Source organism: Blautia argi (assembly GCF_003287895.1).
Taxonomy (GTDB): Bacteria; Bacillota; Clostridia; order Lachnospirales; family Lachnospiraceae; genus Blautia; species Blautia argi.
Genome location: NZ_CP030280.1, coordinates 2,333,928 through 2,357,500, shown reverse-complemented (window position 1 = coordinate 2,357,500; position 23,573 = coordinate 2,333,928). Strand labels below are relative to the sequence as shown.

General features: G+C 43.7%; 14 protein-coding genes, 1 tRNA gene, 1 rRNA gene and 1 pseudogene (1 of these 17 only partly in view). All 17 read left to right on the top strand.

Annotation, left to right across the window (positions count from 1 at the left end; genetic code table 11):
* Positions 1–1,873 (top strand): 23S ribosomal RNA (locus tag DQQ01_RS11470); it begins 1,014 nt to the left of the window's first position.
* Between the two features lie 234 nt (positions 1,874–2,107).
* Positions 2,108–2,179 (top strand) — tRNA-Trp (locus tag DQQ01_RS11465).
* A 163-nt stretch (positions 2,180–2,342) separates the two neighbouring features.
* Positions 2,343–3,389, top strand: a complete 1,047-nt coding sequence (locus DQQ01_RS11460; RefSeq protein WP_111920155.1) for a LacI family DNA-binding transcriptional regulator — start codon at positions 2,343–2,345, stop codon at positions 3,387–3,389.
* A 485-nt stretch (positions 3,390–3,874) separates the two neighbouring features.
* A complete protein-coding gene (locus tag DQQ01_RS11450; protein ID WP_111920153.1) occupies positions 3,875–5,851 on the top strand; it encodes a glycoside hydrolase family 127 protein in 1,977 nt (658 codons plus the stop codon).
* A gap of 79 nt (positions 5,852–5,930) precedes the next feature.
* Complete coding sequence (locus tag DQQ01_RS11445) at positions 5,931–7,286, top strand: ABC transporter substrate-binding protein (RefSeq protein ID WP_111920152.1); 1,356 nt, start codon at positions 5,931–5,933, stop codon at positions 7,284–7,286.
* 118 nt (positions 7,287–7,404) lie between these two features.
* Positions 7,405–8,299 (top strand): annotated as a pseudogene (locus tag DQQ01_RS11440) (carbohydrate ABC transporter permease).
* Position 8,300: 1 nt separating this feature from the next.
* Positions 8,301–9,164, top strand: a complete 864-nt coding sequence (locus DQQ01_RS11435; RefSeq protein ID WP_111920151.1) for a carbohydrate ABC transporter permease — start codon at positions 8,301–8,303, stop codon at positions 9,162–9,164.
* Between the two features lie 32 nt (positions 9,165–9,196).
* On the top strand, positions 9,197–10,711 hold the full coding sequence (gene arfA, locus DQQ01_RS11430; protein WP_111920150.1) for an arabinosylfuranosidase ArfA: 1,515 nt from the start codon (positions 9,197–9,199) through the stop codon (positions 10,709–10,711).
* A 123-nt stretch (positions 10,712–10,834) separates the two neighbouring features.
* Entirely contained in the window at positions 10,835–11,287 is a 453-nt protein-coding gene (locus DQQ01_RS11425) for a hypothetical protein (protein ID WP_111920149.1), read from the top strand.
* A complete protein-coding gene (locus tag DQQ01_RS11420) occupies positions 11,250–15,212 on the top strand; it encodes a DUF5695 domain-containing protein (protein ID WP_111920148.1) in 3,963 nt (1,320 codons plus the stop codon). The genes DQQ01_RS11425 and DQQ01_RS11420 overlap by 38 nt, the downstream gene beginning before the upstream one ends.
* Complete coding sequence (locus tag DQQ01_RS11415) at positions 15,181–16,794, top strand: FIVAR domain-containing protein (protein ID WP_111920147.1); 1,614 nt, start codon at positions 15,181–15,183, stop codon at positions 16,792–16,794. Before DQQ01_RS11420 ends, DQQ01_RS11415 begins: the two co-directional genes overlap by 32 nt.
* Entirely contained in the window at positions 16,736–17,086 is a 351-nt protein-coding gene (locus DQQ01_RS11410; protein WP_207657624.1) for a hypothetical protein, read from the top strand. The genes DQQ01_RS11415 and DQQ01_RS11410 overlap by 59 nt, the downstream gene beginning before the upstream one ends.
* Positions 17,087–17,150: 64 nt before the next feature.
* Positions 17,151–18,236, top strand: a complete 1,086-nt coding sequence (locus DQQ01_RS11405) for an FIVAR domain-containing protein (RefSeq protein ID WP_162624305.1) — start codon at positions 17,151–17,153, stop codon at positions 18,234–18,236.
* A gap of 359 nt (positions 18,237–18,595) precedes the next feature.
* The gene (locus DQQ01_RS11400; protein WP_111920144.1) at positions 18,596–20,032 is read left to right on the top strand and encodes a L,D-transpeptidase family protein; all 1,437 of its coding nucleotides are present in this window, start codon (positions 18,596–18,598) and stop codon (positions 20,030–20,032) included.
* A gap of 132 nt (positions 20,033–20,164) precedes the next feature.
* Positions 20,165–20,731: a glycerol-3-phosphate responsive antiterminator gene (locus DQQ01_RS11395; RefSeq protein WP_111920917.1), complete on the top strand. Its 567-nt coding sequence runs from the start codon at positions 20,165–20,167 to the stop codon at positions 20,729–20,731.
* A 114-nt stretch (positions 20,732–20,845) separates the two neighbouring features.
* Positions 20,846–22,288, top strand: coding sequence for an NAD(P)/FAD-dependent oxidoreductase (locus DQQ01_RS11390; protein WP_111920143.1), 1,443 nt, complete (start codon positions 20,846–20,848; stop codon positions 22,286–22,288).
* Positions 22,285–23,571: an NAD(P)/FAD-dependent oxidoreductase gene (locus tag DQQ01_RS11385; protein ID WP_111920142.1), complete on the top strand. Its 1,287-nt coding sequence runs from the start codon at positions 22,285–22,287 to the stop codon at positions 23,569–23,571. The genes DQQ01_RS11390 and DQQ01_RS11385 overlap by 4 nt, the downstream gene beginning before the upstream one ends.
* Positions 23,572–23,573: the final 2 nt, after the last annotated feature.

Below are 23,573 nucleotides of genomic sequence, written 5' to 3'. Positions count from 1 at the left end.
AGCCCAGACCTCCAGCTAAGGTCCCAAAGTACGTGTTAAGTGGAAAAGGATGTGGGATTTCAAAGACAACCAGGATGTTGGCTCAGAAGCAGCCATACATTCAAAGAGTGCGTAATAGCTCACTGGTCGAGAGGTCCTGCGCCGAAAATGTCCGGGGCTGAAACACGACACCGAAGCTGAGGAATCCTGAAAAGGATTGGTAGAGGAGCATTGCATAAGGGAAGAAGCAGTACCGGAAGGAGCTGTGGACTTTATGGAAGAGAGAATGCCGGAATGAGTAGCGAGATAGAGGTGGGAATCCTCTAGGCCGAATATCTAAGGTTTCCAGGGTAAAGCTGATCTGCCCTGGGTAAGTCGGGACCTAAGGCGAGGTCGAAAGACGTAGCCGATGGACAACAGGTTGAGATTCCTGTACTACGATATGACAGAACTGTGGGGACACGTGTGGAAAGCACAACCCGGGAATGGAAGCCCGGGGCAAGCGGGGTAGGAGTCACATAGGAAAAACCGTGTGGCAATCTGAAGACGTGAAGCGGACCGAAAAGAAGTAGGGAAGTGTGTGAGCCATGCGTCGAGAAAAGCCGCTATTGTTTATATCGTACCCGTACCGTAAACCGACACAGGTGGATGAGGAGAGAATCCTAAGGCCGGCGGAAGAAGCATTGTTAAGGAACTCGGCAAAATGACCCCGTAACTTCGGGAGAAGGGGTGCCACAGAGATGTGGCCGCAGAGAATAGGCTCAAGCAACTGTTTAGCAAAAACACAGGTCTATGCAAAACCGAAAGGTGAGGTATATGGGCTGACGCCTGCCCGGTGCTGGAAGGTTAAGAGGAGAGGTTAGCGCAAGCGAAGCTTTGAATTTAAGCCCCAGTAAACGGCGGCCGTAACTATAACGGTCCTAAGGTAGCGAAATTCCTTGTCGGGTAAGTTCCGACCCGCACGAAAGGCGTAATGATTTGAGCGCTGTCTCAACAATGCATCCGGTGAAATTGAAATACCAGTGAAGATGCTGGTTACCTGCGCCAGGACGGAAAGACCCCATGGAGCTTTACTCCAGTTTGGTACTGGGACTCGGTATTGCATGTACAGGATAGGTGGGAGGCTGAGAACACATAACGCCAGTTGTGTGGGAGCCGCTGTTGGGATACCACCCTTGCAGTATTGGGTTTCTAACCAGCCGCCGTGAACCGGCGGTGGGACAATGCCAGGCGGGGAGTTTGACTGGGGCGGTCGCCTCCGAAAGGGTATCGGAGGCGCCCAAAGGTTCCCTCAGAATGGTCGGAAACCATTCGAAGAGTGCAAAGGCAGAAGGGAGCTTGACTGCGACACCGACGGGTGGAGCAGGTACGAAAGTAGGGCTTAGTGATCCGGTGGTATTAAGTGGGAATGCCATCGCTCAACGGATAAAAGCTACCCTGGGGATAACAGGCTTATCACTCCCAAGAGTTCACATCGACGGAGTGGTTTGGCACCTCGATGTCGGCTCATCGCATCCTGGGGCTGTAGTAGGTCCCAAGGGTTGGGCTGTTCGCCCATTAAAGCGGTACGCGAGCTGGGTTCAGAACGTCGTGAGACAGTTCGGTCCCTATTCCGGCGTGGGCGTAGGATATTTGAGAGGAGCTGCCCTTAGTACGAGAGGACCGGGGTGGACGGACCGCTGGTGTACCGGTTGTTCTGCCAAGAGCATGGCCGGGTAGCCAAGTCTGGAAGGGATAAACGCTGAAGGCATCTAAGCGTGAAGCCCCCCTCAAGATGAGATATCCCATTCGAAAGAAGTAAGACCCCTTGAAGACGACGAGGTAGATAGGACAGAGGTGGAAGTACAGCAATGTATGGAGCTGACTGTTACTAATCGGTCGAGGGCTTGACCTGATAGTGGAGAAAGCGGCGAAGGTGAAACTGGAACGGAGAGGAATGTTTACATTCCGAAACGTGGAAGTGGCACCGGAGTCATTTGCGAAGCAAAGGACATGAGTAAATGCGGAGCATTTAGGAATGACCGCTTCGGAACGGAAGAAGCCGAAGACTCCATAAAACGGTAAGTTGGAAATGGTTTGGTTTTGTGTATGCGGTTTTGAAGATATATATGAAAAACAGTATAAATATAGGGGATTAGTTCAATGGTAGAGCACCGGTCTCCAAAACCGTCGATGGGGGGTTCGAATCCCTCATCCCCTGCTAAAAAGTTCAGTATTGGCTGGACTTTTTTTGTTTTATGGGAAGATGTGTCCTTAGAAAATAAAAGGTTGACAAGCCCTGTCATTTAGTTGTTTAATGGACTTAGGTGTAAAGTAAAACGTTTAAGTAAAAACAAAAAATGAAAAAGGGGAAAGTATTTTATATGGCAACTATAAAAGAGATTGCGAAAGCATGTAATGTGTCTATTGCAACTGTATCCAACATTCTGAATGGGAAGCCGGGGGCAAGTGAGGCTACTCGAAGTTTGGTGCTGAAAACAGTAGAGAAAATGGATTATACGCCAAATTATGTGGCAAAGAATCTAAAAATGCGGAACACCAGAAGCATTGGAGTGATTGCAGAGGATATGACAATTTTCAGTATTCCTGATATTATCGACGGGATTACAGAATACTGCCAGGAAATCGATTACCAGATTTTGCTTACCAATATGCGTCTGTTTAAGAAATATAATGATGTATATTATAACAGGGAAGACTATTTCGGGCTTGTGAAGCAGGAAATCCGAAAGCTTATGGCAAAGCAGGTAGAGGGCATTATTTATGTAACAGCGCATGAAAGAATTATGCACTGCATTCCAGATAATTTACCCATACCTGCAGTTATGGCATATGGCTATACACAGAGCGGAAAGGTTCCCTCTGTAGTAGTAGATGACGAACATGGCGCTTATGAGGCAGTTCAGTATTTGATAGAGCGGGGACATAAGCAGATTGGGGTTATTACAGGAAAGAATGACAGTATTCACATGCAGGCGCGTCTTGTGGGATATCAGAAGGCGCTGCGGGATAATGGTTTGATGTATAATCCAGAGTTTATCTATTATGGGGATTGGAATAGAGAGGCCGGTTACAACGGAACAGAAAAGCTTTTAGACAGAGGTGTTACAGCCATTTTTTGTATGAATGATATTATGGCAGGTGGCGTATATGACAGAGCAGATGAATTGGGACTGAGAATTCCGGAGGATATTTCTGTGGTAGGATATGATAACAGAGAATTATCCAGCTACTACAAGCCTCCTTTAACAACCATCACCCTTCCTTTGCATGATATTGGCTATCGAGCAGCAGAGGTTATGATAGATTTGCTGGACAAAAAAATTATGCCGCAAAAGGAAGAATTGGTGTACCTGATGCCTTGTCACAGACTTGTACGGAAATCTGTAAAAGAGCAAATCAGGCAGTAAAATAGTGGTACAAGTTAAGATAAGAGGATACAAGTAAGAAAAAAATGACAGCTTTTTGGAACTGGAAAAAAAGTTTCAAAGGGCTGTTTTTTTGTTAAAAATTCACAAAGTGAAAAAGGAAATTAGGGCTGAAAATAAGGGGAAGAAAAAGAAATTATTGGTAAAAATGCACACGGTTAAACGATTTATAAACGATATATGTTGTATGAAAAATAAAAAACAAAGAAATGATTAGTATAATAGAGAAAATAAGAGATAATATGGTTATTAATCGTTATAATTATGAATATTTCGACTTTATTTAAGAAGGATGGTATGGTATAAATAAGAAAAATCAATAAGAGCTTTATATAAAACGTTTTATAACCCTGAAAAATAACCAATTCTTTCAAAATATATAGAAAAGATATAAGGTCTGAGAGAAGAGATAGAAAAAATAAGATATAAGGTGTTAAACGTTTAATAAAACAAGCAGGTGGAGATATATGGAAAAAGTAAGATTGAAAAGTGTTCCGTTAAAGTCTGTACATATTCACGATGGCTTTTGGGATAAGTACATCAGACTGGTAAAGGACGTGATATTGCCTTATCAGTGGGATACGCTGAATGACAGAGTAGAAGATGCAGAGCCAAGTCACTGTATTCAAAATTTCCGAATTGCGGCTGGTGAGGAAAGCGGAACCTTTCAGGGAGCAGTATTTCAGGATACTGATGTGGCAAAATGGTTAGAAGCCGTTGCTTTCACTCTGGCTTCATCAGGAAGAGATGAGAAGCTGGAAAGGTTGGCTGATGAAACCATTGCATTGATTGGAAGAGCACAGTGTGAAGATGGTTATCTCAATACTTATTATACCATTCAGGAGCCGGACAGAAGATGGACAAATCTGAAAGAAGGACATGAGCTATATACTGCAGGACACATGATAGAAGCAGCAGTAGCCTATTACGAGGCAACCGGAAAAAAAGAATTTTTAAACATTGTATCCCGGTTTGCAGATGTGATTTGCGAGAAGTTCGGCAAAGAAGAAAAACAGTGTCATGGATACCCTGGACACCCGGAGATTGAGCTGGCTCTGGTAAAGCTTTACCGGATAACCGGAAACAGGAAATATCTGGATACTGCAAAGTTTTTTGTAGATGCCAGAGGGCAGGGAACGAATTACTTTGAACTGGAAGAAAAAGGAGAAAGATACAAACCGATTTTTCCGGAGTTTGCAGGATATCAGCCAGAGTATTCTCAGTCACATCTTCCGGTACGGCAGCAGAAAACAGCAGAGGGTCATGCCGTGAGGGCGGTTTATCTCTACAGTGCTATGGCAGATTTGGCTTATGAGTATCAGGACGAGGAATTGGAAAAGGCCTGTGAAACGCTTTGGAACAACATGGTACAAAAGCGAATGTATATTACAGGAGGCATTGGTTCCTCCGGACTTTTGGAAAGATTCACTACAGATTATGATTTACCCAATGACAGAAATTACTCAGAGTCCTGCGCTTCCATTGGACTGGCCATGTTTGGTAAGCGTATGGGGGATATGACAAGAGATGCAGCCTATGCGGATATTGTAGAAAAAGCGCTTTACAATACAGTTCTGGCGGGAATTGCCATGGACGGAAAAAGCTTTTTCTATGTGAATCCTCTGGAGGTATGGCCGGACAACTGTATGGAGAGAACCTCTCTGGAGCATGTAAAGCCGGTAAGACAGAAATGGTTTGGCGTGGCGTGTTGTCCACCTAATATTGCAAGAACCCTGGCATCTTTAGGACAATACATTTACAGTCAGAATCAAGAATCCCTTTACCTGAATCTCTATGTATCCAATGAAACAGAGGTTGTATTAAAGGGAAAGACGTACAGGATTAAAGTAAACAGTAGTTTCCTTACAGACGGAAGCGTGAACATTCTGGCAGAAGGTGAAAAGGGGTCAGAAATACAAGAAGGTGCAGGCGGAAATCTGGCTCTGAGGATTCCCGGATATGTAAGAGAATTTAAAATCTATCGAAATAAAAAACAGACAGAAAATCCAGTTTTGCAGAAAGGATATCTGATACTGGAAAATTTGGGTGACAGAGAAGAAATTACTATAGAATTTCAGATAAAAAGCCATTTTGTATGGGCAAATCCACAGGTAAGGGCAGACGAAGGAAAAGTCGCCTTAATGAGAGGTCCTTTGGTCTATTGCCTGGAGGAAACAGACAACGGCAGTAATCTTTCTTCCCTTTATGTGGATACAGAGGCAGAGCCCGAAGAGCAATATGAGCCTGAGCTTTTAGGTGGTGTGGTAAGTGTTAAGCTGAGAGGAAAGCGGATTACCATGAAGGGCTGGGAAGACGGCAGCCTTTACAATGAGGCAAAGCCAGTGCTTGAGGATACGGTATTAAAGGCTGTTCCTTATTGCAACTGGGGCAACAGAAGGACAGGAGAAATGACTGTCTGGATAAAAGAACTGATAAATCATTAAAAGCCATTATGAAAAGGTATCATACAGAAACAGAGGGTTTCTGATATTGATAAAAAAAGGATTAGGGAGGACACTGAATATGAAGAAAAAAGTGTTGGCAGCAGTATTATGTGCAGCAATGGCAGGAAGTATGTTAGCAGGCTGCGGAGGAAGTGCAAAAGATGACGGTGAGAAAAAGGAAACCGGAAAAAGAGAAATGGACGTGGAAGGAGAAGATGTCACAACCTTAAATGTATGGACATTTATCGAAAATCACCAGGATTTCTACACAAAAATGGCAGAAAAATGGAATGAAGAAAATCCAGACAAAAAAGTAAAACTGGTGCTTTCCAATATGGCATATGATGATATGCACAATAAGTTGTCTTTGGCTCTGGAATCCGGTGAAGGTGCACCAGATGTTGTGGATATTGAGCTTGGTAAGTTCCCGGCATTTACAACCGGAGAAATTGGATTAATGGATTTGACAGATGCCATTGAGCCATACAAAGACAAAGTTGTAGAATCCAGACTTGATTTATACGGAAAAGACGGAAAATATTATGGATTCCCAACTCATGTTGGTACAACCGTTGCTTTCTATAATACAGAAGCACTGGAAGCAGCAGGTATTGATTACACAGCAATCAAAACATGGGAAGATTTTAAAAATGCAGGTGTAAAATACAAAGAAGCTACCGGAAAGACCTTTGCAGCAGCAGAAACTACAGCACAGTGGACCTTAAACTTGATGCTGGCTCAGAAGGACGGCAGCTACTTAAAGGACGACGGATCCCTGGACGTAAACAATGAAACTATGGTGGAATGTTTACAGTATCTGAAAGATATGCAGACAGCAGGAGCCCTTGATACCATTGCAGGTGGACAGCCGGATAATGAAGAAGCATACCCTCTGTACAACAGCGGTGATGTGGCAGCATCTATTATGCCATTCTGGCAGACAAGCCGTTACACAAGCTATATGACAGACTTAAAGGGTAAAGTTGCCATTACCGTTCCTCCTGTATGGGGCGAAAATGATGCAGTCAAAACCATTGGCGGCGGCGGTACAGGTACAGCAGTTGTAGCTTCCAGCGAGCATGCAGACCTTGCATCAGAAGTCTTTGCATATATCAAGCTTTCTGATGAAGCAAGCCATGAAATTTACAATGTATTAGGCTTTGACCCTGTAAACACAGAAGTATGGACAGATACAACTCTTACAGAAAATCCGGACAACCAGTTTGTACAGTACTTCAATACAAAACCATTCGCACCGCTTCTTGAGGTTCAGGACAGCATTGGTCTGTTAGACTGCTATACAGATGAAAAGATGCCTTCTATTAATAATGTATTTACAACACAGACCTTAAACGATGTTTTCGAGTCTGATGTAGATGTAAAAGAAGCACTTGATTCTGCACAGGAAACATTGGAAAACGAATTTGCTGAATAAGAGGAAACAGTGAGGCTGTCGCATGAAGTGCATATCGCGAATATGTTGGAATATTCCTGAGTGCTGCTGTGCGGCAGCCCTCTTTTTCAGAAACCAATGAAAGGAGTTACCGGACACGATGAATAAAGTAAAACAATTCTTCTACTCACAAAAGGCAGCGCCTTATGTGTTTATCCTTCCCTTTGTAATTACAATCCTTCTGTTCTGGCTGTTCCCTATCGGAAATGGCGTACTGCTCAGCTTCCAGGACGTATTAAAGGATAAATGGGTTGGATTTGACAACTATTCCCGCCTTTTGACAGATAAAATGTTCTTTAAGGCTGTTTATAACAGTCTGAAATATATGGTTGGAACCCTGATTCTTTTTGATTCCCTTCCCTCTGTTTTTTGCCAGCCTGTTAAACAGTAAGCTGATGAAAGGGGCAGGATTTTTCAAATCCGTTTATTTCCTTCCTGCTCTGACTTCTGTAGTGGTTGCAGGTACGATTTTCCGTCTTATGTTTGGCGAAATGGATACCTCCCTTGCAAATCAGATTATGGAATTTCTGGGAAGATCCCCTATTAAATGGCTGAAAGGAGAATGGACAGGCTATTTTGCACTTTTGATTGTAGCATGCTGGAGATGGACAGGAGTCAATATTCTATATTTCCTGGCAGGACTGCAAAGCATTCCTACCGATATTTATGAAGCAGCATCTATTGATGGAGCGTCCAAATGGCAGCAGTTTATTAAAATTTCCTTCCCATTGGTGAAACCAACAACAGTTTATGTATTAACTATTAGTATTTATGCAGGCTTATCCATGTTCCTGGAATCCTTTATGCTGTGGAAAGGAAACAATTCCCCGCAGAACATTGGTCTTACTATTGTGGGATACCTGTATAGACAGGGTATTGAAAAACGTGCTATGGGTTATGCCTGCGCCGTGGGTCTGGTATTGCTGTTAGTGGTTATGATTATTAATATGATTCAGTTAGTTGCAACAGGAACTTTCAAGAAGGAGGAGAGATAATATGGCAGCAGAAGCAATTGGAAAAAGTCAGAAAAGAAAAAACAAAATGGCTACCATATGTATGGTCATCTTCTTTACAATTCTTGCAATTTTAATTGTAATACCCGTGTATGCCATTGTGCTGGCAAGTTTTAAGCCAGGAAACCATTTGCTCCAGTACGGCTTAAACCTGAATCTGGACGTGGCAAATATGACACTGGATAATTATGTGCTTTTGTTTACCGGAAGCCATGATTACTGGATCTGGTTTGGAAACAGTTTGCTGCTTACCGTGCTTACAGTAGTTCTTACTTTATTAGTGAGTTCTTTTGTAGCCTATGGTTTTGCAGCCTATGATTTTAAAGGAAAGAATTTCTTCTTTGTAATTGTGCTGATTATTCTTTCTATTCCTTTTGAGGTTATTATGCTTCCTCTTTACAAGCAGATTTCTTCCTGGGGAATGATGGATAATTATGCGGCAGTTATTGTGCCGTTTCTGGCACATGCCTCTACGATTTTCTTCTTCAGACAGTACCTTTTAGGACTTCCGAAATCTCTGATTGAAGCTGGTCGTATTGACGGCTGTACAGAATATGGAATCTTCTTCCGTCTGATTGTACCGATTATGAAGCCCGCATTCTCTGCTATGGCTATCTTAAATGGTATGAATGCATGGAACAATTATCTGTGGCCTTTGCTGGTAATCCGTTCCTCAGAGAAGTACACACTGACCATTGGTCTAAATACATTAATCAACCCGTATGGTGATAATTACAGCCTTTTGGTAGTTGGTTCCGTATTTTCCATTATTCCTATTTTTATCTTATTTATCTGCTTCCAGAGATACTTTATCGAAGGAATGACAGCAGGTGCAGTAAAAGAATGATTTATTGAGAAAAGCATCAGGAGGTTTATATTATGAGCAGAAGAGCAAAAATGGTATTAGATAAGGAATTTCAGATTGCTCCTATTGATAAACGAATTTATGGTTCTTTCATTGAACATCTGGGAAGAGCGGTATATGAAGGAATTTATCAGCCCGGACACCCGGCAGCAGATGAAAATGGATTCAGAAAAGATGTGGTAGAATTGGTGAAAGAGCTGGACGTGCCGATTATCCGTTATCCCGGAGGAAACTTTGTATCTAATTTCTACTGGGAAGATTCTGTGGGTCCTGTGGAAGAAAGACCTCATCGTCTGGAACTGGCATGGAGAAGTTTGGAAAAGAATGAAATCGGTTTAAATGAATTTTCCAAATGGGCAAAGCAGGTAAATTCCGAAGTGATGATGGCAGTGAATCTGGGAACAAGAGGCATTTCGGATGCCTGCAATCTTCTGGAATATTGCAATCACCCTTCAGGTACAAAATACAGTGATTTGCGTATTAAACATGGGGTAAAAGATCCGCACAACATTAAGGTATGGTGTCTTGGAAATGAAATGGACGGTCCATGGCAGATTGGACACAAAACCATGGAGGAATACGGTCGTCTGGCAGAAGAAACTGCAAAGGCTATGCGTCTGATTGACCCGACTATTGAACTGGTATCCTGCGGAAGTTCTAACCGCGAAATGCCTACATTCCCGGACTGGGAAGCTGTGACACTGTCCCATACTTATGACTATGTGGACTATATTTCCATGCACCAGTATTATGGAAACAGAGATAATGACAGCAATGATTTTCTGGCACAGTCTGACGATATGGACGATTTTATCCGTACCATTATTGCAACCTGTGATTATGTAAAAGCGAAAAAACGCAGCAAAAAGACCATGAATTTAAGCTTTGATGAATGGAATGTATGGTTCCATTCCAATGCAGCAGATGATGATATTACAGAAAATCATCCATGGCAGGTAGCGCCGCCAATGTTGGAGGATATCTACAATTTTGAAGATGCACTGCTGGTTGGTCTGATGTTAATTACATTGATGAAGCATGCAGACCGTGTAAAAATGGCATGTTTGGCACAGCTTGTCAATGTTATTGCGCCGATTATGACAGATGTAGCAGGCGGAGCATGGAAACAGACCATTTTCTATCCATTTATGCATGCTTCCAGATACGGAAGAGGAATTGCATTGCAGCCGGTAATTTCCGGTACTAAGCATGCTACAGCAAAGCACGATGAAATTACAGACGTGGAATCTATTGCAGTATACAATGAGGAAAAGGACGAGGTTACTATTTTTGCAGTAAACCGTAATCTGGAAGAAGATGTAGAGCTGACTACGGATGTGAGAAGCTTCGAGGGATATCGTCTGCTGGAACACATTGTTATGGAAAATGAGGATTTGAAAGCAACCAACAGTTTGGCAGGAGAAAAAGTTTATCCTGTAAATGCAGATGACAGAAGCAAACTGGACAGCGGTGTGGTAACAAGCGTATTAAAGAGAGCTTCCTGGAACGTGATTCGTCTGGGAAAATAAGACGAATTTTGAGGCGGGGAGAAAAATAAAATTTGTACCTGGAAAAGCCTATATGTGAAACCTGTGTTTGCATATAGGCTTTTTTCAGATAAATAACTTAAACGTTTAATGAGAGGAGAAGCTATGGGGAAAAGACGAAAATCCATGTCTTTGCTGGCAACCGCTCTGACAGCGGTGCTGACAACCGGCGGCGTTTTCCCGTATATGGGCAGCCTTGAGGAAATTTGGGCAGCAGCAGGGAAGACAGTGGCAGAAAAGACGGAAACAGGGTATCATCTGAGAAATGAATATTTTGATGTGGAAACAGGGAAATACGGAGAAATTACGTCCCTGAAAATCGTAGGGGATCAGTATGATACCAATTATGTTATGAATGTCAGAGATAATCCGAAACAGGATACGGCAGCCCATGAGTGGTTGGGGGATTTGATGTTCAAAACAAAGAAGGCAGGGGAGGAGAACTGGAGTGAATCCCTTACCAATTCTTCTGATGCCGGAAGAAGTGTGGAACTGGACGGAAATAAGATTGTAGTAACCTATGATAACACAAAAAACAGAAGGGGAACGGGCAATTAAGGACTTTAAGCTGGTGGAAACCTATGCTCTGGTAGAAGACCAGCTTCGCTGGGAAATCACAGTGGAGAATACCACAGATTCGGATTTGATATTCGGTGATTTTGGTGTTCCTCTGGCCTTCCATGAAATCTGGGTCAATCAGGGAGAAGCATATGAAACCTGTACGGTTGACCACAGCTTTGTAGGAAAGGACTCTTCTTATGTGTATGCTACAAGACCCAGCGGTCAGGGCGGATTTTTGCTTATGACGCCGGATACAGAAACAGGCGCCGGGTTTGAATACCAGGATCATTGGCAGGTCGGACAGCGCCGTGCCGAGGAAAAAGAATGGTGTATGGACCAGGCGGACTGGGCGAACGGTCTGAACGTTTTTTATATTCATTCCGACGCTATCAGCAAAGATGAAAAATCCGGCAACAAAGGGTATATGGAAAGCAGCAGTATGACCCTTGGGGCAGGAGAAAGTAAAACCTATGCCTTTGAATTTACAGGAGTACAGGACGAAAACCATATGAAATCCGTTTTGTACCAAGAGGGCATTCTCGATGCAGTGGCTGTTCCGGGTATGACCTTTGCAAAAGATATGCCGGCAAAAATGTATCTTCATACAAAGATTCCGGCAGAGGATATTTCCTTTGAATTTCGCTGTCCTCACAACAACAATTTACATAAGGGAACCAATACGGTTTCCAACAATCTGCCCTGTGAGAGAACAGAAGCGAATACTTATGCAAAGTTTGTGGAAACAAAAATCATTGACGAGGAACAGTATCATATTTATGATATTGGCTTCGGCGATTTGGGACAGAATGATATTATTGTAAATTATAAGCAGAATGGGCAGGACAAAACAACCATGCTGCAGTTTTATATGATGGCTGATTTAGAGGAGGCTCTTTCAGACCATTCGGATTTTCTGCTCAAGACACAGTGGGATGCGCCGGGACAGATTCAGGATAAAGTTTTTGATGACTGGCTTATGGATACCAAGGAAAAGAGAGGTTCTTTTGACGGATACTGGGGCTGGGGCGACGACTGGGGATATGTCCACGGAGAATATCTGGCAGAGATGAATTCTTACAATCCGGTGGCAGAACAGGTAAAGGCTTTGGACGAATATCTGGACGTGGCTATCTGGCAGAACCTCATGCAGGAACATCAGGAAGATTTCCTGATTCACGATTTCCTTATGCCGGAACCAAATACAACGCCCACTTACAGGGGATTTGCTTATCCACATATTTATAATACCTATTTTTCCATGTATAAGATTGCAGAGCAGTATCCGGATTTGATTGATTATATCGAAGAGCCGGACACCTATCTTCTGCGCTGCTATCATATTATGGACGCGCTTTACAACGAAGGTTCTGTGGGCTATAACTGGGGAACTGGTCTTATGGGAGAATCCACCACTCCGGATATTATAGCAGCCCTTCAGGAGAGGGGATATGAGGAAGAAGCAGAGAATCTGCTGCAGATTATGGAGAAAAAGCTTGCGAATTTCTCCGGTGAGAAGTATCCCTATGTTTCGGAATATCCTTATGATAACACCAGCGAGGAAGCTATTTACACACTGGCAAAGATGTTCGGAAACAAAGAGATTATGTCCATGGTAGACGAAAAGACAAGAGCCTGCAGAGGCGTACAGCCCATCTGGTATCACTATGGAAATCCAACGACAATCTGTGGGGAAAACTGGTTTAATTTTCAGTATACAGCTTCCCTTGCCGGTTACTGTATGGATGACTGGCTTCGCATGCAGGATAATGGATTAAGCAGCGAAGAATTGGGAGAAGCACAGAGAATTAATTATGCCGGAAAGCTGGCGAACTTTACCGTGATTAACTCCGGACAGATCGATGCAGACCCGGATAATATCGGAACTGTTGCATGGACGTATCAGGCAGAAATGGGAAATGATACGGCGCTCGGAACCGGTGGCGGCAAGCTGCATAATGGCTGGAGGCAAATGTCCGGTGAAGCGGATTTGGCGCTTTTTGGAGCCGTGAGAATTGCTTCCTCTGATGTGGCAATGGATCCGGTATTTGGTCTTTTTGGATATGGCTGTAATGTAGAAGATAAGGGAAACGCTTATGCAGTTACACCTTTGGACGGCGTTTATCACAGACTGAATCTGATTAATGAAAAAATCTCTCTGGAATTATATCGGGATCAGTATCGTCATGCAGTGGTATCTAAAGACGGAACCGATATTTCTATGGATATTACAAATGTAACAGGCGCAGCCCATGAGTCAAACCTGGATCTTACAGGAATTCCGGCAGGAAATTATCAGGTATTGGCAGACGGAGAGGTAGTTGGCAGTTTTATTGCAAAAGAAGGTACCACAACCGTTGCCCTGCCGCTGCCTGCAAAGGATACTGTTCATGTACAGATTCAGGCAGGAGAGCTTTTAGAAGATACCAAACCAGTGGTTGATGCAGAAGAAGATAAAACCGTATCTATGGAAGAAACAACGGTTCTTCACGGAAGCGCAAGAGATGCAGCATGGCTGCATACCACACCGGAGGTAAAGTGGAGCGCAGAAGAAACACCTGCAGGCGCAAAGGCAGAATTTGCAAATGCAGAGAATACTTCCACAAAAATCACTTTCAGCACACCGGGCGAATATGTATTAAAGCTGACTGCAAAAGGAAAGAGCGCGTCTGCCAGCGATACGGTCAAAATCACAGTAGAAGGGGAAACAGAGCTTCCGGAGGTGTTGGCGCAGTATGACTTTGAAGCAGAACATATGGACGAGGCACAGAGAACAGTCAAAGACATCAGCGGTTCAGGGATTGATGCGGAACAGAAAGGACAGGTAAAAACTGCCGAAGGAAAAGACAGTGGACAGGCAATTGCTATGGACGGAGAAGTGGGCGGATATGTAAAGCTGTCCAATGCTCTGACAAAGAATACCAAAGAAGCAACGATTTCCATGGATGTGAAGTTAAACGGCGTACAGACAAGCGGAACCAGACTGTTTGAGTTTGGGGATATGGAAGAAAATCTGTTTTATGTGGCATTTGAAGGGGCGAATGAACTTTCTTTAAACGTCAGCAACCTGAAATCAGGAGAACTTGCGTCAGCAAAATCAGGCGTGCTTTTAAGTGAAGGAAGCTGGCAGAACGTAGAAGTTACCTTAAAAGACAATACAGCAGCGCTTTTTATTAACGGAGAAAAATATGCGGAAATTACAGATGCAGGATTTTCTTTTGATAAGCTGGGAAAGGTACAGAAAAACTTTATGGGACGTTCTGCTTCTGAGAGCAGTCCCTGGCTGAATGGAAATTACGATAACTTTAAAATGCTGTCAAGAGCCATGACAGAGGAAGAGTTGAAGACAGAATATGGTACCGAAGGCGAAGCAGAGGTCACAGAAGTTGTGATATCTCCGGTTATTACTTCAGTAGGAGTAGAGCCCTCCATGCCAAAAACAGCAAAAGTGGAATATTCCAATGGACTTTGTAAATATGAAGAGGTTACCTGGAATCCTATTGATAAATCTGCTTATGCAGTGAAGGGAGAATTTGAGGCAACAGGAAAGATTGAAGGGCTGAATCTGGAAGTGAAGACCAAAGTTTCTGTTGTGGAGGGAAAAGAACAGAATATTGCTCTGATTGCAACACCGTCAGCGATTATTGACACGCCGGAGGATTTAGGTGGTGTGGCAGGTTTAAATGATGGTTATGAGCCTGAAAGTTCCAGAGATAAAACACATGGAGTATGGCATAACTGGCAGGGAAATCAGTCAGAAGATGCATGGGTACAGTATGACTGGAATTCAGAAGTGACCATTACCGGAACAGAGGCATATTACTTTACAGACGGCAATTTCGCCCCTGCATCAGTTAATTTTCAATACAAGGATAAAGACGGAAACTGGAAAGATGTGGAAAAATGGAGAAGGTTTTGGGGTTAAGCTTGACCAGTATAATAAGACGACTTTTGCACCGGTTACAACCACTTCTTTCCGTATGAATATGGCGCCTAAGACTCTGGGCTGCGGCGTTATTGAATGGAAGGTTTTCGGATATTCCGATGAAATGGCAGCAGACAAGCAGCTTTTAAAAGCAGCTTTGGAAAAAGCAGCAGCTCTGGATACCAGCCTGTTTGAGGAAGGTGCAGAGGAAACACTGAAAGCAGCCGTGGAAGAAGCACAGGCAGTATACGACAACAAAGAAGCAAAACAGGACGAAGCAGATGCAGCAGCAGCTAAATTGGAACGGATTATGGCAAATCTGCCTACCGCAGACGGAAACATGGCATTTAGTGCAATTCCCTCTACCAGCTTTGTAGCAGGCTGGGAGAGCTTATCCGCGGTAAATGACGGAAAAATTCCGGAGAATTCCTACAACCCGGATAAGGAACTTTACCCTCGCTATGGAACCTGGGGAAATATCAGCGAAAAGGAAACCGTTACTTATACCTGGAATACAGAGGTTGCATTAAAAGGCGCAGATATTTATTTCTGGTATGACGGAGAACAGACCAATAACGGTGGAATTAATCTTCCGTCCTCTTATCTCTATGAATATTTAGACAGTGACGGAAACTGGAAGGAAGTGCCACAGGCAAGCGCATACGATACAGAGATTGACCAGTTTAACCATACAGAATTTCAGGAGGTTATCACAACAGCCATTCGTGTGACTTTGAATAAACAGGCGGCAGACAGCAATGGTGTAGGCGTGATGGAATGGAAGGTGTACGGAAATACGGCACAGGCAGATAAAGAAGCCTTACAGGCTGCTATAAAGGAGGCAGAAGCTCTGCAGAAAGAGGATTATACAGCGGAAACCTGGGAAACCTTTGGAAAAGCGCTGGCAGAAGCAAAAGCCATAGCAGCAGATAATCAGGCAAGCAGAAAAGAGGTAGAAATCGCACTTTCTGCCCTGACTAAAGCGAAAAACAATCTGGTTCCTTCTGAAAAAACAGATAAAACCAAACTACAGGCAACTGTCGCAGAGGCAGAAACCCTGCAAAAAGAGGACTATACAGCGGAAAGCTGGGAAGTTTTTGCAGCAGAACTGAAGAAGGCAAAACAGATTCTGGACAAGCCTGATGCTACTTGGGAAGAGGTAGAAAAAGCAGAAGCGGATTTGCGGCAGGCAATGGAAAGTCTTGAGGAATCTTCTGAAAATCCGGACAGCAGAAATCTTGCAGTGGACGCAATAGCAGACGGACTTTGTAATTATGACGGACAAGAGGGAAGACCAGATGACCTTGGCGGTCTGGCTGCTTTAAATGATAATCAGGAACCGACAAATTCTGCAGATACTGCAAATGGAGTATGGCATAACTGGCTGAATCGTTACGATGAAAGAAAAGAACATTTTGGACGGCTGGGTATCTTATATCTGGGAGAAACCAATAGAAGTGCAGAATGTAGAGATTTATTATTTCCAAAACGAAGTGGGCAATTTCCTTCCGGAATCAGCCGGTTTGGAATATCTGGACGAAAACGGAGTATGGGTTCCGACAGAAGCAAATATGACCTGTGAGGCAGATAAGTATAATGTGACAGAACTTAACGGAATCAGAACCACGGGACTTCGCCTGACAATGAAACCGCAGCAGAATCCTGACTTACCAGATGATGCGTCCAGAGGAACGGGCGTGATTGAATGGAAAGTTACCGGTAAATATGCGGAAGAACAAAAACCGGTAATCAAGGACGGATTAAAGGCATCGATTGATGAGGCCACTGGAAAAGAGGAGCATGCTTACACGCCATCTACCTGGACAGTATTAAAAAGAAGCCCTTGTATATGCAAATCAGGTTTATGTAGATGAAAACGCAGTACAGGACGTAGTCAATCAGGCAAAGGCAGATTTGGACGCCGCACTGGAAGCGCTTGTGGAAAGAGCGGATTGCACAGAATTGGAGGCTTTAATTGCCCGTGCAGATGAGAAAAAGAAGAAGGATTATACGGAAGAAACCTGGAAGGTCTTTGAAGCTGCTTTAGAAAAGGCGAAGGCAGGTCTGGAAAATCCGGAACTTGTGCAGGCTGAAGCAGAAGAATTGGAAAAAGCATTGACAGAAGCAATGATGGCTCTGGAAAAGAAAGAACCCACAGAGGCGAAAAAAGATGCCCTGGAGCAGGCGGTAAAAGAGGCTTCTAAAAAGAAAAAAGAAGATTATACAAATGAGAGCTGGAAGGCATTTGAAAGGGTGCTGAAACAGGCAGAAGCAGTGCTGAAGGATAAAAAAAGCACACAGACACAGGTTGATGAGGCAACGGCTCTTTTAAATGCGGCAATGGAAAATCTGGTATTAAAAGACGACCAGGGTCAGAATGAGGATACAAACCAGCAGGCAGATAAAACGGCTTTGGAAAAGTTGGTGAAAGAAGCAGATCTCTTAAGCCGCGGAGATTACACGGAAGAAAGCTGGACAATCTTCCAAAATGCGTTGGTAGAAGCACAGAAAGTCCTGGCAGATGAGCATGCTCAGCAGGAAACAGTAGATAAGGCAGAAGCAGACCTTAGAGCAGCGAAGGAACAGCTTGTTAAAATTCCGGGTGAAACGGAAGGAGAGTTAAATCTGGAAAAACTTCAGGAGTTGATTTCAAAGGCAGAGAAGCTGAAAGAAAAAGACTACACAACAGATTCCTGGAAGGTCTTTGCTCAGGCGTTGGAAGAGGCAAAAGCGATTGTAAAGGCAGAAGGCGCTTCCCAGAGCGATGTGGATAAGAAAGCCCAGGCACTGGAAAAGGCAATGAAGGAATTGAAGAAAAAGAGTACAGGAGGCGGTACGGGAACTTCTTCCGGAAAAGATAACGGAAGCGGAAAGAAGCCTTCCGGCGTATCCAATCTATCAAAATCCTCTTCTGCAGCAAAGACCGGGGATACCTTTCCTCTGGGTCAGGCAGCAGCAGCGGTTCTTCTTTCCCTTGGCACAGTTGTTTTACTTGTAATTGTAAAACGGAGGACAAAAAGATAAAGAAATAAAAAGAGAAAAAGAACTATTATAGAAAAGTAAGGCTTCACAGCAAAAGGCTGGGAAAGCCTTACTTTTTTACTCCGGAACCTTGACATTTTTTGTAAAATTATGGAAAATGGACGTATCTTATGTTCTGGCACAGTGGTTTTTACTATATAGTAAAAAAGGACCAGGGTGTCACGGTCCTGGTCCACATTAAAGGGTAAAGGGAAGATAAAATCTTCTCTTCATCTATATATCCGAAGGAAAGGTATAAAAAATTACGCCTATTATGAGAATTTTTCATAAAAAACAAAAGGAGTACATAGACTAAGAGTTGGTCAGGGCAGAAACAAGGAAACAAGAATGGAGTAACAGGAATGAAAAAAAAGGAAGGAACCACAGATTTCTGGAAAAAAGCGGTATTGGGTGGAGGAATTGCCCTTCTTCTGGCAGGAATTGCCTATGGAGCTGGAGCCTTTTATTACAGAAATCACTTCTTCTATGGGACAAGGATAAATGGTCTGGACTGCCGGAATCTGACAACAGAAGAGGCAGAGCAAAAATTAAAAGAAAAAATAGAGGATTATACCCTGGAAATTTGTCTGCGGGAAGGCAAAAAGGAGAGAATTTCGGGAACGGAAATCGGTTATCGTTATGTTCCCCATAAGGGAGCAGAGCAGGCGCTGGAGCAGCAAAATCCAATGGCATGGATAAAGGGATTTTTTCAGAGAACTAATCATGAAATAGAAGAAAATATTCTGTTTGACGAAGGGCTTTTGAAAGAAAAACTGCAGAATTTAGATTGTGTACAGGAAGCTAATATAAAGCCGCCCAAGGACGCGTATATAGCCTTTGAGAACAATCAGTTTGTAATAAAAAAGGAAGAGCCGGGAACCACTATTGAGCAGGAGAAATTGCAGGAAAAGGTAAAAGAAGCAGTACAGAAAAGTCAGGGAAGATTTTCGGCAGAGGAGGCAGGAGTATACAAAGCTCCGGCTGTAACAAGGAACGATGAAGCCCTGAAAAAACAGCAGGAGGTGTGGAATGGCTGTGCTGCCGTGACAGTCACCTATACCTTTGGAGAAAAGAGGGAAGTGCTGGACGGCATGACAGTAAAGGATTGGCTAACCTATGATGAAAATGGTAATTATCTGGAGAATTCTGGAGTGCTGCAGGAGCATATCAGGGAATATGTAAATATGTTGGGAGAGAAGTACAATACAGTTGGAAAACCCAGAACCATTACCAGTACAAGTACCGGGCAGCCTGTTTCCGTAGAAGGGGGAACTTATGGTTTTCGTATTGATGCACAAGCAGAGAGGCAGCAGCTTCTGGCGGATATTCAGGCGCATGCAAAGGTAGAAAGAGAACCGGTATATGCTCGCCGGGGCGCTGTATACGGGGCAAATGATTTAGGCGGTACTTATGTGGAAATCGACCTGACTGCACAGCATTTATGGTACTATAAGGACGGTATGCTCCTTATGGATAGTGATTTTGTGTCCGGTACCTATTACGATTATAGCAGGCAGACGCCAGGTGGGACTTATACCCTGAAGGCAAAGCAGAGGAATCAGGTTCTGCGCCCTGCACCCAATGAAGACGGAAGCTATGATTATGAATCTCCGGTATCTTACTGGCTTCCTTTTAACGGAGGAATCGGGCTGCATGACGCTAACTGGCGTTGGAACTTTGGCGGGAATATTTATCTTTATGGCGGCTCTCATGGTTGCATTAATCTGCCTGTTTCCTTTGCAGGAAATTTTTATGAAAACATTGAGGTGGGATGTCCCATTGTGTGCTTTTACCGATAAAAATTTCTTGCAAGAGGATAGGAGCTGTAGTATAATAAACAAAGAGAGAGTGACAAGAGTTAGGGCTGCACAGGCGGTCTTATTCTCTTGTCTTTTGTACATAAGGGAGAAAAGAGGGCATCAGAAAGAACAATGAAGCGAGAAAGAATGGAAGAGTTTGAGGACTGCCCGGTCATTGCCGCAATTAAAGATGAGGAAGGGCTGAAACGCTGCCAGCATTCCGATATTCAAATTGTCTTTGTTTTGTATGGAGATATTTGCAGCATCGGTGATATTGTAGCAAGACTGAAGGCAGCAGGAAAAACAGTGATTGTTCATCTGGATCTGATTGCAGGACTAAGCAGCAGGGAAATTGCAGTGACCTATATTAAATCCGTCACTCATGCAGACGGGATTATTTCCACAAAGCCCAATGTGATTCGGGAGGCAAAGGAGGAAGGACTGTTTGCCATTATGCGATTCTTTGTCATTGATTCCATTGCGTTTGATAGCATTCGCAGGCAGACAGACAGTGTTCACCCGGATATGATTGAGGTGCTTCCCGGCGTTATGCCGAAGATTATCAAAAGAATCTGCAAAGAGAGCAGAGTGCCGGTTATCGCAGGCGGTTTGATTGCAGATAAGGAGGATATTATGGCAGCTTTAGATGCCGGTGCAGTATCCATATCAACCACCAGACAGGACGTCTGGTTTATGTAAAGAGAAGAATAAAATTGAAAAATTACGCTGGAGAGTTGAGATAGAGCGGATATCTTATGGAGTTTTCCATAAGTGTTTGCTGTATCTTTTTTTATTTCACAGGAGGAGATTCATATGTATGATGTAGTAGTAATCGGTGCAGGTGTGACAGGGTGTGCAGTGGCAAGAGAATTGTCTGCATACCAGTTGAAAACCATGGTATTGGAGAGGGAGGAAGATGTGTGCTGTGGAACCTCAAAGGCGAACAGCGCCATTGTTCATGCAGGTTTTGACGCAGCCCCGGGTTCCTGGAAGGCTCGCATGAATGTGGAGGGCAATCGGAAAATCCGTCAGCTTTCAAAGGAACTGGACTTCCCATATAAGCAGAATGGCTCTCTGGTACTTTGTTTTGAGGAGCAAGACCTTCCAAATCTGTATGAATTGAAGGAAAGAGGAGAAAAAAACGGTGTAGAAGGACTGGAAATTATTACCGGACAACGGATTTGGGAAATGGAGCCAAACCTTTCAAAAGAGGTAAAAGCTATGTTGTATGCTCCCACAGGAGGGATTGTCTGTCCTTTTAAAATGACCATAGCTCTGGCAGAAAATGCAAATGTAAACGGAGTGGAATTTGCTTTTGACACCTGTGTAGAAAACATAGAAAAGACGGAAAAGGGATATGGTATTACCACCAATAACGGCAGGTATGAAACACGCTGCATTGTCAATGCGGCAGGTGTTTATGCAGATGTATTTAACAACATGGTAAGTGAAAGAAAGTTGTCTATTACTCCCAGAAGAGGCGAATATCGCCTTATGGATAAAAAAGCAGGAGGCTTTGTAGAGCATACGGTTTTCCAGCTTCCAACAGCTATGGGAAAGGGGGTTCTCATTACTCCCACCGTACACGGCAATCTGCTGGCAGGGCCTACGGCAGAGGATATTGAGGATAAAGAAGGAGTGCAGACAACGGCTTTCGGCCTGGATAAATTGTCCAGCCAGGCCAAAAAGAGTGCAGAAGAGGTGCCTCTTTTTCTAACCATTACTTCCTTTGCAGGCTTGCGCGCCACAGAAAGAGGCGGAGATTTTGTGCTTGGAGAGGCAGAAGATGCAAAGGGCTTTTTTAACGCAGCAGGGATTGAATCCCCGGGGCTTTCCAGTGCGCCGGCCATTGGACTTTATCTTGCACATGCCATTGCAGAAAAGTTGCATGCAGAGAAAAAAGAAAATTTTATTTCTACCAGAAAGGATATTCCCTGTATTGCAGAGTCTTCACCAGAGGAACTTCGCCGTTTGATTGCAGAAAATCCCGCATATGGAAATGTGATATGCAGGTGTGAAACTGTTACAGAGGGAGAGATTGTAAATGCCATACACAGACCCCTGGGCGCTCGTTCCCTGGACGGCATCAAGCGGAGGACAAGAGCCGGTATGGGCAGATGCCAGTCAGGTTTCTGTGCTCCGAAAACCATGGAAATTTTGGAAAGAGAGCTGAGAAAGTCGCCTCTTGAGATTACAAAAGCAGGGGGATCATCAAGACTTTTAGCAGGTTTAGATAAAGGAGAAGAGGACTTATGAACAGATATGATTTGATTATTATAGGAGGCGGTCCGGCAGGGCTTGCAGCAGCGATTTCTGCGAAGGAAAAGGGGATTGACAACCTGCTGATCTTGGAAAGAGATAAGGAACTGGGCGGTATTTTGAACCAGTGTATTCACAATGGTTTTGGACTCCATACTTTTCAAGAAGAACTTACAGGTCCGGAGTATGCCCAGCGGTTTATTAATCAGGCAAAGGAACTTTCTATCCCTTATAAGCTCAATACCATGGTATTGGATATTACAAAAAATGGCAGAGAGAAAACCGTGACAGCCATGAACCGTGAGGACGGTCTTCTGGTATTAAAAACAAAAGCTGTGATTTTGGCAATGGGGTGTAGGGAACGTCCAAGAGGAGCTTTAAATATTCCGGGGTATCGTCCGGCAGGCATTTACACAGCGGGAACAGCACAGAGGCTGGTGAATATGGAGGGCTATATGCCGGGCAGAGAGGTTGTGATTCTGGGTTCCGGTGATATTGGGCTGATTATGGCAAGAAGAATGACACTGGAAGGGGCAAAGGTAAAAGTGGTTGCAGAACTGATGCCATATTCCGGAGGGCTTCAGAGAAATATTGTGCAGTGTCTGGAGGACTTTGATATTCCTCTGAAACTAAGTCATACAGTTGTGGATATTCAGGGAAAAGATCGGGTTACAGGCGTAACACTGGCGCAGGTAGATGAGAACAGAAAGCCTATAAAGGGAACAGAAGAATTTTATTCCTGTGATACACTTCTGCTCTCCTGCGGACTAATTCCGGAGAATGAACTGTCTGATAAAATGGGAATAAAAATGTCACGGATTACCTCAGGTGCAGTGGTAAATGAAAGCCTGGAAACCAGTGCAGAAGGTGTATTTGCCTGTGGAAATGTGCTGCATGTGCACGATTTGGTAGACTATGTATCCGAGGAAGCCGGACGGGCAGGAAGTCATGCAGCAGAATATATTCTGGACTGGGAAGAGAAAGAAAAAGAGCAAAAGGAAGAACAGGAAATTACAGTAGAAACAGAAAATGGTATTCGTTACAGTGTACCTCAGGTAATTCGTCCGGAGCATATGGAGGACAATTTGACGCTGCGTTTTCGGGTAGGAGCTGTGTACAGGGATAAATATGTCAGTGTATACTGCCAGGACAAGAGAATTGTCCACAAAAAGAAAAAGAAGCTGGCGCCTGGAGAAATGGAACAGGTGATCTTGAAAAAATCAGATTTGACAGCAATCCCCGGATTAGATAAAATTATTATGAAGTTGGAGGAGGCGTAAGC